The sequence below is a fragment of the Gammaproteobacteria bacterium genome (assembly GCA_028819075.1).
In the GTDB taxonomy this organism is placed as follows: Bacteria; Gemmatimonadota; Gemmatimonadetes; order Longimicrobiales; family Gaopeijiaceae; genus BD2-11.
The window spans coordinates 25,752-42,569 of sequence record JAPPMM010000038.1 but is presented as its reverse complement, the minus strand read 5'-3'; the positions used below and the strand labels follow the sequence as shown (position 1 = coordinate 42,569).

Below are 16,818 nucleotides of genomic sequence, written 5' to 3'. Positions count from 1 at the left end.
GTTGCTCCGACGTTGGCCGCCGTCGTCCCGATCCTGACGGCGGTGCCTCTTCAGGCGCAGGTGCGCCTGCACGGACCCGTACCCGGTCGCCCTGCGGTCTCTGCCGAGGTGGTGCCGGGAAGCATCGTACGGCAAGCGGATGCCTTGTCGCTCCGAATCTCGGTGGAGGTCCCGAGCGAACATCATGGGTACATCGACAAGGGGGACGACGGATTCTTCATTCCGTTCTCGTTCTCTTTCCCCGACTTCGAGGGAACCGGGGTGGGCGTCGAGATGACCGCCGCGCCAGCCGGTACGAGAGACGACGGGGTAAGGGCGCAGGTGCTGAGGGGCCGGGGCGAGTTCGGGTTTCTGCTCGTACCGGCACCGAGGCCTGATACGGAGGCGACTGCCATCCTTCGATATCAGATTTGCAACGACGTGACGCAACGGTGCTATCCGCCCGCCAGGCTGCCCATCCCGATTGGGTGGAGCGGACCATCGGAGGGACCCGGAGGACGCTGAAGCCGGCTCCGTCTCAGGGAGCCCGCACGTACTTCGTCAGCCCTCCGCCCGCGAACGGCCGCGAAATCGGGCCCTCGGCGGCGTAGACGTTGCCCTCCGCGTCCACTGCGACACCCTCTCCCGCGGCGCCGTGGGGCCTGTCTTCCACCGGGTGGGGTGGAATGAACGCCGTGACCCTGTCTTCGCTGGCGTGGCCAACGCGGATCCCGGTCATCCAGTCCGGATGGTTGTTCGGGTTCGACTCCGAGTCGATGGCGTACAGCATGTCGTTGTCGTCGATGAAGAGCCCGCTGATCCGGCTGAACTGGTAGTAGGTGTCGAGAAGGTTGCCTTCCTGATCGAAGATCTGGATGCGGTGGTTGCCGCGGTCCGCCACGAAGAGGCGTCCCTGGGAGTCCAGCTCCAACGCGTGCGGCGTCCGGAATTCCCCGGGGCCCGTCCCGATCTGGCCCCATTCCATCATGTACTCGCCCTCGGGGCTGAACTTGATGATGCGCCCGGTCGCGCCGGGAGGAACGTTCGCGTTCTGGCCGCTGTGGCCGTCGGATACGAAGATGTAGCCCTCGGGCGTGGTGATGACATCGCAGGGCTGGTTGAAGTGATCCGGACCGCTCCCGGCGACGCCGCGCGTCCCGAGCGTCATGAGGATCTCGCCCTCGGGGCTGAACTTGAAGACCTGATGGCCCTTTGTCTGCTCTGCGTCGCCCGATGAGTCGGTGACCCAGACGTTCCCGTCCTGATCCACGTGCAGCCCGTGCGGGAGAATGAAGAGCCCCGCGCCGAAGCTGGTGAGCACCTCTCCGGTTTCGCGGTCGAACTTGAGGATGGGATCCACGTCGGATGTGCCGCAGCCGTCGGTGAGCGCGTTCCCGCCACAGCGGTCGTAGGCCCAGAGCTGTCCGTCGGGCCCTATGTCCACACCCGCCGTGGACCCCCATTCCCGCTCATCCGGCAGCGGTCCGAAGCCGATGACGACCTCGGACGTGGGGTTGGGCAGATCGCCGGCCATGGCGGGATCGGGCACATCGGTCGGATCGGCCATCTCGGCCCCAGCGGATTCGTCCCCTCCGCTGTCGGCTGGCGCGCATGCCCCGGCGGCCAGGGCGAGGACCATGGCGAGGCTGATGGCGAGCTTGGAGTCGTCGGTCGCGAACATGAGGCACCTCCCGGTAACGAATTGACCCGAACACGCAACTTATGCCACGAGCAGGGGCGGGGCGAACGAAGGCGTGCCGGGCGAGTGTGGGGCGCGAGGCAGGCCGACGACGGGGTCAGGGGGTCCGCTTTCCAGCTTACGCTGATCGGCGGGCGGGGGCCGGCGCCTTGAAGTCAATCCGCGGTCTTTGCCCCGTCCTTCCGGGGAAACGGGATCAGCGCGGGCACGACTGCCTGGTACTCGCGGTAGCCGGGATACTTCGCGGCGGATATCTCCTCGGTCATGCGCAGGGACGGAACGAACAGAAGCGTGAGCCCGATGCAGCCGAGAACCGTCCAGTGCACCCATTCACCGGATGCGGCGACCGCGAACAGGTAGAACACCCACCACATGCCCATCTCGCAGAAGTAGTTGGGATGCCGGCTGTAGCGATAGAGCCCGCGGGTCATGAACGGCTGCCGGATCTCCTCGCCGCTGGCCATCCGGCGCTTCTTGTCCTGCTGGAAGTCCCACATCTGCCGATCGGCAATGGTCTCGCCGGCCAGGAGGGTGAGGAACACGGCGGCGGCCAGGAAGTCAAGCGAGCCGAGGGGCGTGTCCGGGAATTGCCACGCCCGGTGGACCGGGGAGGTGAACAGCCAGATGAGCAGCATCTGGCCGGGGTGGACGACGGTGATGTTGAGCACCTGGAAGCCCACCGGGCCGAACCGTTTGCGGACGTGCGCCCAGCGATAGTCCTCGCCGCCCGGCCGGTACCCGCCCCTGCGGGCGAAGTTGTACGTCAGGCGGACGCCCCATGCGACCACAAGCGCCGTCATGAGCATCACGCGCGGGAAGGCGAAGCCCACCGAGGCGGCGACGATCAGGCAATAGACCGGCGGGCAGATGGACCAAAGCCGGTCGATCCAGGAGACCTCGCGGGTGATGACGGACAGGAGCCAGGCCACCAGCGCGAGCACCAGGCACAATTCGAGCGCGGTCCCGAACGGCGTGCCCCCCAGGGGAAGGTCGATAAAATCGAGCCCGAGCATGGCGAGTCTCCCGTCGATCAGATGCCCGCTAACGAACAGCGACCGGCATCAGCGCCATCCCGGAACACAAGACCAATGATACTGGCGGATCCGGCTCGGCGCGGGCTCGGGGAGTGGACACCGGAATGGAGCGGAGGCGGGGGGACTCGAACCCCCAAGGGCTTTCGCCCGCCGCATTTCGAGTGCGGTGCCTTACCAATTAGACTACGCCTCCGGACGAAACCGGGCCGATCGGCTCAAGGACGGAAACCTCTCAACCTGCTGTCAAAATCGGGGCGCCCGGATTTGAACCGGGGACCTCTGCGACCCGAACGCAGCGCTCTACCGGACTGAGCCACGCCCCGAAAGTCGTTGCCGCCAACAGGCGACGATGCACACAATTGGCGGCCCCACCCGCTCGCCAGCAAGATGGCCGCCCCGGCGGATGCAGGCGATTCGCAGCCCAGGCCCCGCGAAGCGGGTCCGATGGCGAGCCGAGGAGGTGCCGCGTCCGCAACCTTATCGCTGGGTTCGATAGCCGCCCCCGAGACGGCCCCGCCGCCACGACCGGACGGGATTCGCAACCGAGGCGCCGCGCCAACGGCGCCGAAGGTGAGCCGAGGACGCGAAGCGCCCGGAGGCTCAACCCTGGGTTCGAACGCCCACGCCGTCCGATGGCGGGCTCCGCCCGCAAGCGGACGGGGTGGTATTCTAACCCACGTGGGCGTTAGCCCACACGATTTCCAATCGTGCGCCTTAAGCCACTCGGCCACCCGTCCGAAACATATGCAGCCACTGCCACCTGCAGGGAACCCGCTGACGAAGCAACGGCCCGTTCGCCCGCAGCAAACAAGCCGCCTGAGCGAATGAAAGGAATACCTGCCCAACGAGCGAGGCAAGGTTGGGGCCTCAGTATCCCAGGCCCGGTTGCCTGACAGGCAAATGCGCGCCTTTCAGGCCCAAGCCGGACTCGCAGCCGAGGCCCCGCGAAGCAGGTCCGAATGCGCGACGAGGAGACGAAATCCCCCACAGCCTCAACCCCGAGCCAGACTGGCAGGCCGCCCCCGCGCCCGTTGTGACACACGGGGTGGGATTCGCAACCGAGGCGCCGCACCAGCGGCGCCGAAGGTGAGGTGAGGAGGCGCAGCCTCCGCAACCTCAACCCCGGGTTCGAACGCCCACCCCCTCCGGCGCGAGCCCTGCTCGCGAGCGGAGGGGGTGGGATTCGAACCCACGAGACCCTCTCGGGTCAACGCCTTAGCAGGGCGCCGCCTTAAGCCACTCGGCCACCCCTCCGAAATTGCCCCGCCTGGGATCGAACCAGGACTCTTCTGATCCAGAGTCAGACGTGTTGCCAGTTACACCACGGGGCATTCAACCACCAATTTGCGCGCTCACCGCCCAGGCTGGCAAGCCGCAAGCCACCAGTCGGATTCGAACCGACGACCCCGTCATTACGAGTGACGTGCTCTACCAGCTGAGCTATGGTGGCGGCCATGCCGACCGTCGCCGGCCAACCAGGAATGGAGCCGAGGGGAATCGAACCCCTGACCTCAGCGTTGCGAACGCTGCGCTCTCCCAACTGAGCTACGGCCCCCTGCGCAATCGCTTTCACGGAATCGTATCAACCGATGGGCGCGAGAGGACTCGAACCTCTGACCTCTACGATGTCAACGTAGCGCTCTAACCAGCTGAGCTACGCGCCCCCAGGCCGGAACCATCCTGGCCTTGACATCCCCGAAGGGAAATACGCCCGGGAGGACTCGAACCCCCAACCTCTTGATCCGTAGTCAAGCGCTCTGTCCAATTGAGCTACGGGCGCTGGTTTCCTGCCGCCTTCCACCGAAGCGGCCAGCCGTTGTGGCCACCTCCGAATGCCCACGACAGGACTCGAACCTGTACGCCGTTTCCGACACTGGTCCCTCAAACCAGCCTGTCTACCAATTCCAGCACGTGGGCAAATGTCCTGCACCAAACCACGGTGGGCGCCGGCATCCGACGACGGTACCCGCACCGGGACCTGCCATGCTCGGAGAGGGACTCGAACCCTCACGGGGTTAACCCCCACAGGATCCTGAATCCTGCGCGTCTACCAATTCCGCCACCCGAGCCTTTCGGCACATCGATTCGGTGAATGGAGCCGAGGGGAGTCGAACCCCTGACCTCCTGAATGCCATTCAGGCGCTCTCCCAACTGAGCTACGGCCCCAAACCCGCTCCACGACCCAGATTTTCAAAAAACCACCAGCGGGGCTGACGGGACTCGAACCCGCGGCCTCCGGTGTGACAGACCGGCACTCTAACCAACTGAGCTACAGCCCCTGCTCCGCGCTCTTCGCGCGTCCTTCCAAACGCCCTCACGGGGAATCGAACCCCGACCGCCACCTTGAAAGAGTGGTGTCCTAGCCGTTAGACGATGAGGGCTCTCCCCCCAGTTGTACAGGCCCGGAGGGACTCGAACCCCCAACCCCCGGTTTTGGAGACCGGTGCTCTACCAGTTGAGCTACGGACCCCCGCGCACACGACCCGCCATCTCTGGCCGGTGAGCCGGTAGATGGCCAGGGGCGGAATCGAACCGCCGACACCGCGATTTTCAGTCGCGTGCTCTACCAACTGAGCTACCTGGCCAAAAAAACGCCCGAACCTTTCGGTGCGGGCGGCTGGATCGGGAGTTCGCCGGGGGCTACCGGCGAGTCCCGCCTCCCCGCCCGCGAGGGCTCGACCACGTATCGGACGCAAACCAGCGAAGCGCCCGCACGCGGCCCGACCTCCGGAAAGGCCACGGTCGTCGCGTTTCGGTCGCTTCCGGCATGATTCCCGCCTCGGTTTCCTGTGTTTTCTCTCGTCAAACTGTCCTGCTACGTGGAAAAACGCCGCCATTTCGGCGGCGCTTCCAAGTAGCGGGGGCGGGATTCGAACCCGCGACCTTCGGGTTATGAGCCCGACGAGCTACCAGACTGCTCCACCCCGCAACAAGAAGCGAAAGGTAAAGCGATCCCGCGAAGCGTGTCAAGCGCAGATCGGCCATGCGACCAATCCGCGTTCTCACGCCGCCGAGGCTACGGCCGCGCGCCCTATCTGCGTGCGAGCGCCGCCAGGGCATCTGGATCACCCTCGATTCCCTCCGCAGGCTCGAGTTCCAGCACGCGCGCCATGAAGGGATAGATGTCCACCCCCTCGATTCGGGGTAGCCGGGTGCCCGGCTCGATTCCCGGTCCCTTCACGAGAAAGATGCCGTGCATGGACGAATACGAGGGGTCCCATCCGTGCATCCCCCGACTGCTTCCCCGGCGCGGGCCGATGCCGATCGTGTACCCCTCCTCCGGGACCACGACGAGATCTCCGAAACGGGGGTGGCCGTTCACATGCAGTTCCGGGGGCGCCTCCCGGTTCCGGTAGACCCGCGCGTGCGGCATCCCCTCGTCGAGCGAGGCGCGAAGCTCCTCGATCCGCGCGTCGCTTCCCTCGACGTGCAGGATGCCCACGGTCCCTCCCGAGGTGAGGTGGGCACCGGACATGTCGGCGATATGGTCCAGCGCGTAGTGCCCGTCCGGCCGGACGTTGCTCATCCCGTGGTCGGACACGAGCACGACGTACACCTCGTCTCCGTGGGGCAGCGCGTCGATGCCATCCAGAAGGCGTCCCAGCGCCCGGTCCACCAGATCCACCGCTTCCGCCACCTCGGGAATCCCTCTGGGGCCGAACCGATGCCCGGCGTAGTCCACCTCCGCAAAATAGAGAGAGACCATGTGCGGGCGTGTCTCGGCTGGAAGAGCGAGCCATGTCAGCACCGTGTCGACGCGCTCCCGGTTCGGGACGATGGGGTCGAAGCGCTTCCAGCGGTTGGGCCGGATGCCCTGGATGTCTGCCTCGGTACCCACGAAGTAGAACGCGGCGCTCACCATCCCCTGTTTCTCGGCGGTCACCCAGATGGGCTCGCCCCCGTACCACTGGCCGTCCTCCACGGTCTCGCGGTCGGAGAGGGAGTAGAAGCGGTCGAACTCCCGGTCGTAGAAGGTGTTGGCTACGAGCCCGTGGCTCCCTGGGTAAAGCCCGGTAGCGATGGAGTAGTGCGCGGGGAAGGTCAGCGAGGGGAAGACCGGAATGAGCCCTTCGGCGCGAGCACCCTCGGCCGCCACGCGGTCGAAGTTGGGTGTGTTGAACATCTCCACGTAGTCGTGCCGAAACCCGTCGAACGACACCATTACGACATAAGGCTTGTCGAGATGGCGGGGGTCGTTCCGGCCGGCTCCCGGACCGGACTCGGCGGTCGCGGCCGCGTCACCGCCACCCGGGGCTTGTGGCACACTGGTGCAGCCCACCAGCCAGAGCGCCAGAATGACGATCCCGGCCGAGGTCAGGCCCGACGCACGCAATCCTCGGCCGATCCACGATCCGCCGGCCCGGCGAATCCCCTTGTAGCGCTGGAACTCTGCGGTCATCTTCACGGCTTCCGGCAGCACGGCAACCTCTCCTGGAGGGATCCGTCCGCGATCAAGCGGGCGGGGAGGGGAACGAGTGCCGCGAATAATAGCTGCATGCGGGCGGCTCTTGAAGGAGGAGACGGGTCGAGATGAGCGAGAGAGGTCTTGAGACCGCCACCCTGGGCGGGGGATGTTTCTGGTGCCTGGAGGCGGTGTACCTGGAGTTGCGCGGCGTGCAGGGGGTGGACTCGGGATACGCCGGCGGTCATGTGCAGGACCCGACCTACCAACAGGTCTGCACCGGCGCCACCGGGCATGCCGAAGTGGTCCGCATCATGTTTTCCCCGGATGAGATCACGTTCCGGGAGCTGCTCGAGGTCTTCTTTACGATTCACGACCCGACGACCCTGAACCGCCAGGGAGCCGACGTGGGCACCCAGTACCGCTCGGCCATCTTCCATCATTCGCCGGAGCAGGAGGCCGTGGCGCGGGAGGTGATCGCAGAGCTCGAGGATCAGGGACTGTGGCGTTCTCCGATCGTGACCGAACTGGTTCCGGCGGGCCGGTTCTTCCCCGCCGAGGCCTATCACCGCAACTACTTTGCGCGCAATCCGAGCCAAGGATATTGTCGCGCCGTGGTGGCGCCCAAGGTCGCGAAGGCGCGGGCGAAGTTCTTCGACAGGCTGAGGAGGACCTAGAGCAGTACGCTCAGCGGCTTCTCCAGGATGTCCTTCAGCGTCGCCAGGAAGCGAGCCCCCTGGGCTCCGTCGATGATGCGGTGGTCGCAGCTCATGGTGATGCGCATGCGGGGCCGGACCACGACCCGGCCATCGAGCGCCACCGGCCGTTCCTCGACCGCGCCCACCGCCAGGATTCCGGCTTCGGGCGGGTTGATGACCCCGGTGAACTGTTCGATGCCGAACATCCCCAGGTTCGAGATCGAGAAGGTGGATCCCGTGTACTGATCGGGCGTCAGGCGCTTCGCCCGGGCGAGCGCAGCCAGCTCCTTCACCTCGTTGGAGATATCCGCGATCGGGCGCGCGTGCGCATCGCGCACCACCGGCGTAATGAGCCCGTCGTCGATGGCCACCGCGACGCCGATGTGGACGCGGTTGTGTCGGCGCACATGGTCGCCGCCCCACCAGGCGTTGCACTCGGGATGGCGGGCAAGCGCGAGCGCCGTCGCCTTGATGACGATGTCGTTGACGGAGATGCGGGCGCCCAGTTCAAGCTCGTTGAACTGGCGGCGCAGCTCGGTCGCCCGGGCCATGTCGACATCGGCCGTGAGGAAGAAGTGCGGTACCGGCCCCAGGGACTCGACCAGCCGGCGCGCGATCGTCTTGCGGATCTGGGTGAGCGGGACGTCCACGAAGTCCTCGCCCGGGACGTCCGGAATGGGCGCGGGAGCCGTCGCCGTTCCGGCGGCCAGGGCGGCCTCGATGTCGCGCTTGACGATTCTGCCCCGCGGCCCGGATCCCACGACTGCTTCCAGACGGAGGCCTGCCTCGCTCGCCAGGCGGCGGGCGACGGGCGATGCCCTCAGCCGGCCGCCGTCCTGGCGGGCCTCCGCGGCAGGCGCGGCCGGGGTATCCGCCCGGACGACGGGAGGTGTGGGGGGCGGAGTGGTCGGAGGCGGCGTTGTGGCAGGCGGCACCGCGGGGGAGGGAGGCGTTGCGGTTGGAGCGGCCGTCCGAACCGGCTCTTCCTCCGCCTCGGTGGCCGGCGATGCGGTCGAGGCCGGCCCAGCGGCCGCCACCAGCGCCGACACGTCTTCGTCCACGGCCGCGATCACCGCGATCACGTCTCCCACGGGCGCCGCCTGTCCCTCGCTCAGCAGGATGGCGCGCAACACGCCGTCGCCGCGCGCCACCAGCTCCATGGTCGCCTTGTCGGTCTCGATTTCGGCCAGCAGGTCGCCGGCCGCGACCTGGTCACCCTCCGCCTTGAGCCACTTGACGACCTGCCCCTCCTCCATGGTGGGGGAGAGGGCTTCCATGTGCACTTTGGTGGCCATCGACTAGCCTCGGGTGGTCGGATCGGCGGTTACGTCGCGTCGGACGGCGCGGCCAGGGTCAGTTGCGGTAGAGAACCTTCCTGCACGCGTCCACGACCCGGGCCGCGTCGGGTTTCGACTGCTTCTCCAGATTCCTGGCGTAGGGCATCGGCACGTCCGCCTGGGTGATTCGCTGCACCGGCGCGTCCAGATCGTCGAAGCCCTCGTCCTGAATCAGCGCGACGATCTGCGCGCCGATGCCCGTGAACGGCCAGCATTCCTCCACGTAGACGGCGCGATTGGTCTTGTGCACGGAGCGGAGAATCGCCTCCATGTCCAGCGGACGGAGGGAGCGCAGGTCGAGCACCTCGGCCGAGACGTCCTCCTTCTCCAGCGTGCGCGCGGCCTGAAGGGCCACATGGGCCATCTGTCCGTGCGAGATGATGGTGACGTCCGTACCCTCCGCCTTCACATCGGCTACGCCCAGCGGCACGACGTGCTCGCCTTCGGGAACGTCGCCGCGCGCGTTGTAGAGCAGCTCGGACTCCATCACCACCACCGGATCGTCGTCGCGAATCGCGGCCTTGAGCAGCCCTTTCGCATCCGCCGGCGTAGCCGGATTCACCAGCTTGACCCCGGGGGCGTGGACATAGTAGGTCTCGCACGCCTGCGAGTGCTGCGCCGCGAGCTGCAGGGCCGACCCGTTCGGTCCCCGAAAGACCATGGGAACGTGCAGTTGCCCGTTCGTCATGTAGTGGGTCTTGGCGGCGTTGTTGATGACCTGGTCGAGAGCGAGGAACGCGAAGTTGAAGGTCATGAACTCGATGACCGGCCGGAGCCCGGCCATCGCCGCGCCCACGCCCAGCCCGGCGAAGCCGAGTTCGCTGATCGGCGTGTCCACCACCCGTGCGGCGCCGAAGCGCTCGAGCAGGCCCCGGGACACCTTGTAGGCGCCGTCGTACTCCGCCACTTCCTCACCCATGAGAAAAACGGAGTCGTCGCGCTCCATCTCTTCCGCGAGCGCCTCGTTGAGGGCGTCCCGGTAGGTCATGACCGCCATCTCAGCCTCCCCGCCCATCGAAGAAGAGCCTTCCGTGCACGTCCATGTCGCTGTAGACGAATTCGTGCAGGCTGTCCTCGGGGGGGAGCGGCGAGCGGTCGGCGAAGTCGGCGGCGTCCTCGACCAGCTCGCGCACCTCCTCGTCCATCCGCTCCAGGCTCTCCCGGGTGAGATGCCCGCTCTGGATCAGCAGGTCGCGCACATGGGCGATGGGGTCGTCCTCGCGGACCCGCGACTCGACCTCCTCCTTGCTGCGGTAGGTGCCCGATACCGGATCGGACATCGAATGGCCCTTGAAGCGATACGTCTCCGCATCCACGAACTGGGGTCCGGCACCGTCGCGCACGCGGTCCAGCAGATCTTCCATCAGTCGCCAGACCGCAAGCACGTCCTGACCGTCCACGTAGTGCGCGGGAATCCCGTGCGCCCGTGACTTCTCGACCATGGGGGTCGTGGTCACGCGGTTGAAGGCCGTCCCCATGCCGTACCCGTTGTTCTCGACGACGTAGATGACCGGCAGCTTCCAGATGGCCGCCATGTTGAGCGACTCGTGGAATGAGCCCTGGTTGACGGCCGCGTCCCCCAGGAAGCAGACGCAGACGCGGTCTTCGCCGCGGTAGCGGCTCGCCCAGGCGAACCCGGTCGCCAGGGGGATCTGGCCACCTACGATGCCCCATCCACCCATGAAGTTGTGCTTCGCGGAGAACAGGTGCATCGAGCCGCCCTTGCCGCCCGAGCACCCGCCGACCCGCCCATAGAGTTCGGCCATGGCCGCGCGCGCGGAGATGCCCTTGGCGAGCGCCAGGGTGTGTTCGCGGTAGGCGGAGATGGCGTAGTCGTCGGGGCGAAGCGGTCCGACGAAGCCCAGGGCCACCCCTTCCTGACCGGTATGCAGGTGGCAGAAGCCGCCGATCTTGCCGATCGCGTAGGCTTCTTCCGCCTTCTGCTCGAACCGCCGGTATACAAGCATCTCCCGCAGGAAGCCCAGCACCTGTTCGGCCGGAAAGCCCTCGATAACGGCTGGAGCGGCCGATGTGGATGCGTCCCGCACGGCGCTGTCAGGCATGTGCCACCCCCCTTCCATCCGCTTCCGCTGTCGAAGTACGTCGCGCCTCGATCTGGACGAGCCGGAGCCCGGGCACCTCCGCGGGCGCGGACAGATCGGTCTCCAGCACGTGCCGAATCGAACCCGCCGCGCCGGCGGATACCTGGCGCGCCTGATCCTTCGCATGATAGCTGGAGCGGACCAGGGGACCGGACTCCACATGCCGGAAGCCGTATTCTCCCTCGCCGATCCGCTTCCAGTCGTCGAATTCCTTCGGCGTCACCCAGCGGGCCACGGGAATGTGCTGCAGCGACGGGCGGAGATACTGGCCCAGGGTGAGAATGTCGACGCCGGCCTCGCGAAGGTCGCTCATCGCCTGCCGGATCTCGGATGCGCGCTCCCCCATCCCCAGGATGATGCCCGTCTTGGTCAGGATGCGCGGGGCCAGGCGCTTGGAGGCTCCGAGAAAGGAGATCGAGCGCCAGTAGCGGCCTCCCGGGCGTACCTCGGGGTGGAGCCGCTCGACGGTCTCGAGGTTGTGCCCGAGAATCGCCGGCTTGGCGCCCAGGACCATCGCCAGGGCGCCTTCGTCGCCCTTGAAGTCCGGAATCAGCACCTCGACCGAGCATTCCGGCAGCCGGTCGGTAATGCTGCGTACGGTCTCGGCATAGATCGCGGCGCCGCCGTCCGGCAGCTCGTCCCGATTCACGCTGGTGATCACGACGTGCTCGAGGTCCATGGCGGCCACGGTATCCGCGACGCGCCGGGGTTCGTCCCGGTCCAGCACGGTCGGCAGTCCGTGGGCGACCGCGCAGTACTTGCACGCGCGCGTGCAGACATCGCCGAGGATCATGAAGGTGGCCGTGCCGGCCTCCCAGCACTCGCCGATGTTGGGGCAGCCCGCCTCTTCGCACACGGTGTGAAGCGCCCGGCTGCGCATGAGGCGCTTCAGCCGCAGATAGTTCGGGCCCCCGGGAGAACGCACCTTGAGCCAGGACGGCTTGCGCTCGTTCGGGGATATGGTGGCGAGGCCCTCGTGGGCGCGTATGCGGGAAGTGCCCTTGGGCGTGACGGTGCCCGTGTCCTTCCGCGCCGGCGCGTATCCCTTCCAGGCTTTGAGGGGCTGGCTCAACCTCGAGTTCTCCGTCGCTCGTTCCCTTGAGCCGGACCCGGATCGGCCCCCCGGGGATCGCAATTCTGGCTGGTCAGGGCCCGCCGGCAAATGCGGGCCGCGAAGGGTCTCCATCCCGGGTTCGGGCACGATTTGCGCGTCCCGGTGCGTAGCTTGGAATGATAAAACCCCGACGCTTTCTACGGCAACGGAGCACGCCGGTGCGGGGCATGCTCCGGCACCCGTCGACAAACTCCCCCCCCGGCATTCGATCGGCCGTTAGAAGCCGAATCCCCGTAGCGCCCCCGCGATGCCCATCCCTGCGTACGTACCCAGCGCGTAGCCGAGGAGACCCACCAGAATGCCCGGCAGAATGAGGGATCGCCATCCCCCCGCCACCGCTACCGCGAGTGCGCTCCCGGGTCCTCCCACGGATGCCTGGGAAGCTACGCACAGCGTGCCGATGTCCACGCGCAGGAAGCGGCCCGCCAGGAAGAGCAGGACTCCGTGGACGGCGACGACGAAGAGGGCGTAGAAGAGCACCTGGACGCCCACCGCGAGCACTTCCGCGATCCGCGAGTAGATGCCGATCACCACGAAAAAGAACAGCAGCGCGAGGTTGCCGAGCTGGAGCGCGCCCCGTTTCGCCCCGGATGGCATGACGTGGCCCGCAACAAGGGCCAGCGTCGTGAGCCAGAGCACCGGATTGATTCCGGGAGTGATGGCCGCGACGGTCCGGGACGCGATCACGATCGCGAATCCTGCCGCGACCAGAAAGGCAACCTGATGTGTGGAAACCGATGCGCAGGCGAAGAGCGGATGCGCGGATTCGTCGTCGTCGGGGCTCAAGTCCTGCGAGGAATGGTCTGTCGGCGAACCCGGCGGGACCGCTTCCGATGAAGCCGGCGGCGGGTAGTACCGCCCGATCCATCGGGGCAGCACCACGCATGCCGCCAGCCAGAGACCGGTGACGACGTTGTCCGCGGCGGTGGCGCCCACGAAGAGCGCGTCGGACATGTCGACCGCCCGGCTGACCGCGGTGAAGTTGAGCGATCCTCCCGAATAGGTCCCCGTGAGCGCTCCCGCCAGCTTCCACGTCTCGTCGCCGACCGCGTTTCCGAACAGGAACGCCCCCGCGAACGCCCCGAGGGCCGTCCCCGCCACCGCGATGCCGAACGCGACCAGCATGGCCCCGCCGGCCTTGCGCAGGTCGGCGAGGTTGACCGCCAGCAGCAGCCACACGATGGCCAGATCGGTCACGGTGCCGGTGATGGCCTGGTAGATGGGCGAAGCCGGAGGCACGAGCCCCGTGTTGGAGAGAACCCCGCCGATGGCGATGGCGAGCAAGGTGGCACCCAGCTTCCAGAGCCCGGGCACCCGGCGACGCTCCAGCCAGAGCGCCAGCACCACGACGCCCGCAATGGCGGCGACGAGCGCGAGAGGGGACTCGATCACGAGGGGATGACGCTCCCGACCGGCTGCGACATCGGTCGACGTCCTTCGGCACTACCCACCGGCCCGAGCCTCTGCCGCCTCCCTCATCTCCGCGAGCGGGATGGCGTGCATCGAGTACTCCTCGAGCCCGCGCGCCCGTTCGCTTTCCCACGCCTCCATGAATCGGGCGTAATAGGCGTTGGCTCCATCACTATCGCCGAGTTCGGAGGCCGCCCGCGCCGCCGCGCCCAGGAGGAGCAGGTGGCTGGGTGCGTCGGCCAGCGCACCTTCGGCCACGTCCCGGGCCATCTGGTAGTTCCCGCCCAGAGCGTGCAGCAGGGACATGTGGTAGTGGCCGTCCGCATCCAGCGGCACCACCAGGCCGTAGGCGTCAAGTGCCATCGGCAGAAACGCCAGCGCCTCGGCGGTGTCCCCGGCTGACGCGGCCCGCATGATGCGATCGTACAGCCGATCGGCCGCCTCTCGCGGCGTCATGGAACTCAGATCCGGAGGCGTCCCGGCAGCGGGCATCAGGCCCGCCGCGGGGCCGGGGCGCGGCGCCTCCTCCGGCTCATCCCGTGCCAGCGCCCAGTACCCGGCGCCGATGATCAGCACGCCGGCGAACACGCCGCTGGCCCAAAGCACCCTCCTGCCCCCCGCGGCCGCGGCTTTCGGCCGCCGGCGCCGGAGGGGTGTGCCGCATAAGATGCAGAACGACGCTCCAGCCTGGGCCGCCTCTCCGCAGGAAGGGCATTCCGGCGGTCGGATCGCCGCGCCGCATTCCGCGCAGAACCTGCCGGCGGCATCCGAGCCGCACTGCGGGCATTTCATGATCCTCCCCGCTCCTCGGTCATCGGTCTTTCGGCTCCTGGTCCAGGGTGACTCGCCGACATGGCTCGGCCGGCGCAGAACGGCTTCGGACGGTTGTCTAAAAGCCTGTGGGAAAGTCGAGAAACTCCCAGGGAATGCCGAAGCGCGCCTCCAGATGGGCGGCGAGGGCGCGCACCCCGAGGGTCTCGGTGGCGTAGTGGCCCGCATAGTACACGTTGATCCCGCATTCCATCGCATCGAAGTACGTATGATGCGCGCCTTCACCCGTGACGAGCGCATCGGCGCCCGCCGCCGCCGCTTCGGCGATCATGGACCCGCCCGCTCCCGTCACTACCGCGACGCGGTGGATGTGGGCAGATCCTCCATCTATAAGTCGGACTGGGACTTGCAGAGATTCGGCCACCCGATCCCGCAGGGATTGACGGGTCTCCGAGGTCGTCCCGATCCAGCCCACATCAACGCCCTGGTAAGAGCCGAATCCTTTCTCGACTTCGATGCTCAGCGCGCGCGCGAGCAAGGCACAGTTGCCGACCTCGGGATGTGCGTCCAGCGGCAGATGAGCCGAGTAGAGACCCACCTCGTTGCGGAGGAGGGCCGACAGCTTCCGGAAACGCCTGCCGGTAACGGGAGCCGCCCCATCCCAGAAGAGCCCGTGGTGCACGAGCAGGAGGTTGCTTCCGCGCGCGGCAGCGGCGTTTATGGCGGCTTCACTGGCGTCCACCGCGGCACAGATGCTGCGTACTTCTGCCGTCCCTTCGACCTGAAGGCCGTTGTAGGCGTTGGGATAGTCGGGGAAACCCGGCACCTGCAGGTAGCCGTCGACATACTCGACGAGCGATTCCAGCTTCATGCCCCGGCCCCCTTCCTGATGGGGTCATGCGCACGAACGCCCGCGACGAGCAGGTGCGGTTTCAACGGGTTCCCGCAGGATCGTGGAAAAACAGAAGTGTCGTGGACAACGCGCTCAGGGTGGTGGTCGGACGGGACGTCAAGCCTAGGGCTTCTATGGACTTGAGAGATTGTCCACGCCTTGTGGCAAAGTGTGGAAACTCCCCGACGGACACCGAAACCATCGGCATCCCGCCCATTGCTACTTCCGGGAGGAGGGTGGTTTTGCGCCCCGGCTTCCCATCTTGACGGTTCCGTTGACGGTGGCGCCCTCCTCGAGCACGATCCGACGGGTGTCGATATCGCCGTCCACGTCACAGGACGATTGGAGCTCGAGCCGCGAAGCGATCTTCAGGCTCCCCTTGAGTCGCCCCGAGATCACCGCGTCCTGGGTGGAGATGTCGCCGACAACCGTTCCGTTCCTGCCGACGACAACGGCTTTTCCGGCCTCCACTCCCCCCTCGATCCTGCCTTCGATGCGAATCGTCCCCTCGGTCTTGCAGTTTCCGACTACGGTCATCCCGGGTCCGATGATCGAAATCGTGTTGTCCGGGGACGCGGGGGGTGACGTCGGGCGCTGTTTGCTCATCCTGGTGTTTCCCTTACTGGAAGTTTGGGTGGAGTCAATGGAAGCGGGTTCCGGCAACCATCAAGGTCGCACAAGGATCGTCAACGGATCGACGGGTTCGTTGTTTCGAAGGACTTCGAAGTGAAGGTGCGGAGCCGTCGACCGGCCCGTTGATCCACTCAATGCAATGACCTCGTTCTGGCGCACCAGGTCTCCGCTTTCCACAAACGTCATGGAGGCATGGGCATATAAGCTGGTGTATCCGTCGCCGTGGTCAAGGCGCACAAACCGCCCGTAGAGCGGATCTTCTCCCGCTTCGGCTACGATGGCTGCGCCCGCAGCCCGAATGTAGGAGCCCGTGGGAACAGCGATGTCCAGGCCTGGATGTTCCCCTACCATGCCTTCCATCAGGGCCTGGGTCACAAAGCCTCTTTCGGTGAGCGGCCAGCTGGTGGGCCTGGTTTCGTCAACCAGGGACCGACCGGCGTTTGCTGCGTTCCCTACCGGCGGAAGCCACAGGTCCGAGAGCGCGGTTGGGCGGGCTCCAAAGAGTTCCGCAATCCGCCGGTAGCGTGCTTCCACCGTATCGATGTCCGCGCCCAGCGCCCGAATCCCTTCCGCCTGGACCGCAAGCGAGTCCGACATGATGTCCACGCGATGCGTGGTCACCGTAACGCCGGCCGCGTAGCCCGCGGAAAGCAGTCCAATCAGCCCGAGCGAAACCAGTACAGCGTGGGTCGCGGTCAATTCATAGCTCTGGGCATCCGTCGAGCCATCGGCGAGCAACATGACCGT

Annotated in this window: 14 protein-coding genes, 17 tRNA genes and 1 pseudogene; 2 read left to right on the top strand and 30 right to left on the bottom strand. The window is 66.8% G+C overall.

What is annotated here, in order from left to right; genetic code table 11:
- Nucleotides 1-12 precede the first annotated feature (12 nt).
- Nucleotides 13-504, top strand: coding sequence for a protein-disulfide reductase DsbD family protein (locus OXU32_08665; protein ID MDE0074019.1), 492 nt, complete (start codon nt 13-15; stop codon nt 502-504).
- A 13-nt stretch (nt 505-517) separates the two neighbouring features.
- Here OXU32_08665 and OXU32_08660 read toward each other — a convergent pair whose 3' ends face one another.
- The 20 genes from OXU32_08660 to OXU32_08565 form a co-directional block, all read right to left on the bottom strand.
- Nucleotides 518-1,660 carry a peptidyl-alpha-hydroxyglycine alpha-amidating lyase family protein gene (locus tag OXU32_08660; protein MDE0074018.1) on the bottom strand — a complete coding sequence of 381 codons (1,143 nt, stop codon included), beginning with the start codon at nt 1,658-1,660 and terminating at the stop codon, nt 518-520.
- A gap of 173 nt (nt 1,661-1,833) precedes the next feature.
- Complete coding sequence (locus OXU32_08655; protein MDE0074017.1) at nt 1,834-2,691, bottom strand: DUF1295 domain-containing protein; 858 nt, start codon at nt 2,689-2,691, stop codon at nt 1,834-1,836.
- A 131-nt stretch (nt 2,692-2,822) separates the two neighbouring features.
- Nucleotides 2,823-2,905: transfer RNA gene (locus OXU32_08650), tRNA-Ser, on the bottom strand.
- A gap of 56 nt (nt 2,906-2,961) precedes the next feature.
- Nucleotides 2,962-3,035, bottom strand: a tRNA-Pro gene (locus tag OXU32_08645).
- 330 nt (nt 3,036-3,365) lie between these two features.
- Nucleotides 3,366-3,449 (bottom strand) — tRNA-Ser (locus OXU32_08640).
- A gap of 431 nt (nt 3,450-3,880) precedes the next feature.
- Nucleotides 3,881-3,966 (bottom strand) — tRNA-Ser (locus OXU32_08635).
- Nucleotides 3,967-3,970: 4 nt separating this feature from the next.
- A tRNA-Gln gene (locus OXU32_08630) sits at nt 3,971-4,043 on the bottom strand.
- A gap of 46 nt (nt 4,044-4,089) precedes the next feature.
- A tRNA-Thr gene (locus tag OXU32_08625) sits at nt 4,090-4,162 on the bottom strand.
- Between the two features lie 32 nt (nt 4,163-4,194).
- Nucleotides 4,195-4,267, bottom strand: a tRNA-Ala gene (locus OXU32_08620).
- Between the two features lie 35 nt (nt 4,268-4,302).
- A tRNA-Val gene (locus OXU32_08615) sits at nt 4,303-4,376 on the bottom strand.
- A 42-nt stretch (nt 4,377-4,418) separates the two neighbouring features.
- A tRNA-Arg gene (locus OXU32_08610) sits at nt 4,419-4,492 on the bottom strand.
- 53 nt (nt 4,493-4,545) lie between these two features.
- Nucleotides 4,546-4,629, bottom strand: a tRNA-Leu gene (locus OXU32_08605).
- A 67-nt stretch (nt 4,630-4,696) separates the two neighbouring features.
- Nucleotides 4,697-4,781: transfer RNA gene (locus OXU32_08600), tRNA-Leu, on the bottom strand.
- A gap of 24 nt (nt 4,782-4,805) precedes the next feature.
- Nucleotides 4,806-4,878, bottom strand: a tRNA-Ala gene (locus OXU32_08595).
- Between the two features lie 39 nt (nt 4,879-4,917).
- Nucleotides 4,918-4,991 (bottom strand) — tRNA-Asp (locus OXU32_08590).
- Between the two features lie 30 nt (nt 4,992-5,021).
- A tRNA-Glu gene (locus tag OXU32_08585) sits at nt 5,022-5,093 on the bottom strand.
- A gap of 16 nt (nt 5,094-5,109) precedes the next feature.
- Nucleotides 5,110-5,182 (bottom strand) — tRNA-Trp (locus tag OXU32_08580).
- Between the two features lie 42 nt (nt 5,183-5,224).
- A tRNA-Phe gene (locus OXU32_08575) sits at nt 5,225-5,297 on the bottom strand.
- Nucleotides 5,298-5,567: 270 nt separating this feature from the next.
- Nucleotides 5,568-5,641 (bottom strand) — tRNA-Met (locus OXU32_08570).
- Between the two features lie 102 nt (nt 5,642-5,743).
- Nucleotides 5,744-7,132 (bottom strand): ectonucleotide pyrophosphatase/phosphodiesterase, encoded by a 1,389-nt coding sequence (locus tag OXU32_08565; protein MDE0074016.1) that lies wholly within the window; start codon nt 7,130-7,132, stop codon nt 5,744-5,746.
- 110 nt (nt 7,133-7,242) lie between these two features.
- Here OXU32_08565 and msrA point away from each other — a divergent pair, with 110 nt between their 5' ends.
- Nucleotides 7,243-7,791, top strand: coding sequence for a peptide-methionine (S)-S-oxide reductase MsrA (gene msrA, locus OXU32_08560; GenBank protein ID MDE0074015.1), 549 nt, complete (start codon nt 7,243-7,245; stop codon nt 7,789-7,791).
- Here the strand turns inward: msrA and OXU32_08555 are convergent.
- From OXU32_08555 to OXU32_08510, 10 genes and pseudogenes are all read right to left on the bottom strand, one after another.
- A complete protein-coding gene (locus tag OXU32_08555; protein ID MDE0074014.1) occupies nt 7,788-9,107 on the bottom strand; it encodes a dihydrolipoamide acetyltransferase family protein in 1,320 nt (439 codons plus the stop codon). The genes msrA and OXU32_08555 overlap by 4 nt on opposite strands.
- A 58-nt stretch (nt 9,108-9,165) precedes the next feature.
- Nucleotides 9,166-10,146: a pyruvate dehydrogenase complex E1 component subunit beta gene (locus tag OXU32_08550; GenBank protein ID MDE0074013.1), complete on the bottom strand. Its 981-nt coding sequence runs from the start codon at nt 10,144-10,146 to the stop codon at nt 9,166-9,168.
- Between the two features lies 1 nt (nt 10,147).
- The gene (gene pdhA / locus OXU32_08545; GenBank protein ID MDE0074012.1) at nt 10,148-11,212 is read right to left on the bottom strand and encodes a pyruvate dehydrogenase (acetyl-transferring) E1 component subunit alpha; all 1,065 of its coding nucleotides are present in this window, start codon (nt 11,210-11,212) and stop codon (nt 10,148-10,150) included.
- Nucleotides 11,205-12,239: a lipoyl synthase gene (gene lipA / locus OXU32_08540; GenBank protein ID MDE0074011.1), complete on the bottom strand. Its 1,035-nt coding sequence runs from the start codon at nt 12,237-12,239 to the stop codon at nt 11,205-11,207. The genes pdhA and lipA overlap by 8 nt, the downstream gene beginning before the upstream one ends.
- Before the next feature lie 342 nt (nt 12,240-12,581).
- Complete coding sequence (locus tag OXU32_08535) at nt 12,582-13,757, bottom strand: DUF819 family protein (GenBank protein MDE0074010.1); 1,176 nt, start codon at nt 13,755-13,757, stop codon at nt 12,582-12,584.
- Nucleotides 13,758-13,808: 51 nt separating this feature from the next.
- Nucleotides 13,809-14,381 (bottom strand): hypothetical protein, encoded by a 573-nt coding sequence (locus OXU32_08530; protein MDE0074009.1) that lies wholly within the window; start codon nt 14,379-14,381, stop codon nt 13,809-13,811.
- A 63-nt stretch (nt 14,382-14,444) separates the two neighbouring features.
- Nucleotides 14,445-14,567, bottom strand: a pseudogene (locus OXU32_08525) (zinc ribbon domain-containing protein).
- A 97-nt stretch (nt 14,568-14,664) separates the two neighbouring features.
- Nucleotides 14,665-15,417, bottom strand: a complete 753-nt coding sequence (locus OXU32_08520) for a Nif3-like dinuclear metal center hexameric protein (protein MDE0074008.1) — start codon at nt 15,415-15,417, stop codon at nt 14,665-14,667.
- 240 nt (nt 15,418-15,657) lie between these two features.
- Nucleotides 15,658-16,044 (bottom strand): polymer-forming cytoskeletal protein, encoded by a 387-nt coding sequence (locus OXU32_08515; GenBank protein ID MDE0074007.1) that lies wholly within the window; start codon nt 16,042-16,044, stop codon nt 15,658-15,660.
- Nucleotides 16,045-16,104: 60 nt separating this feature from the next.
- A complete protein-coding gene (locus OXU32_08510; protein MDE0074006.1) occupies nt 16,105-16,812 on the bottom strand; it encodes a M23 family metallopeptidase in 708 nt (235 codons plus the stop codon).
- Between the last annotated feature and the right edge of the window lie 6 nt (nt 16,813-16,818).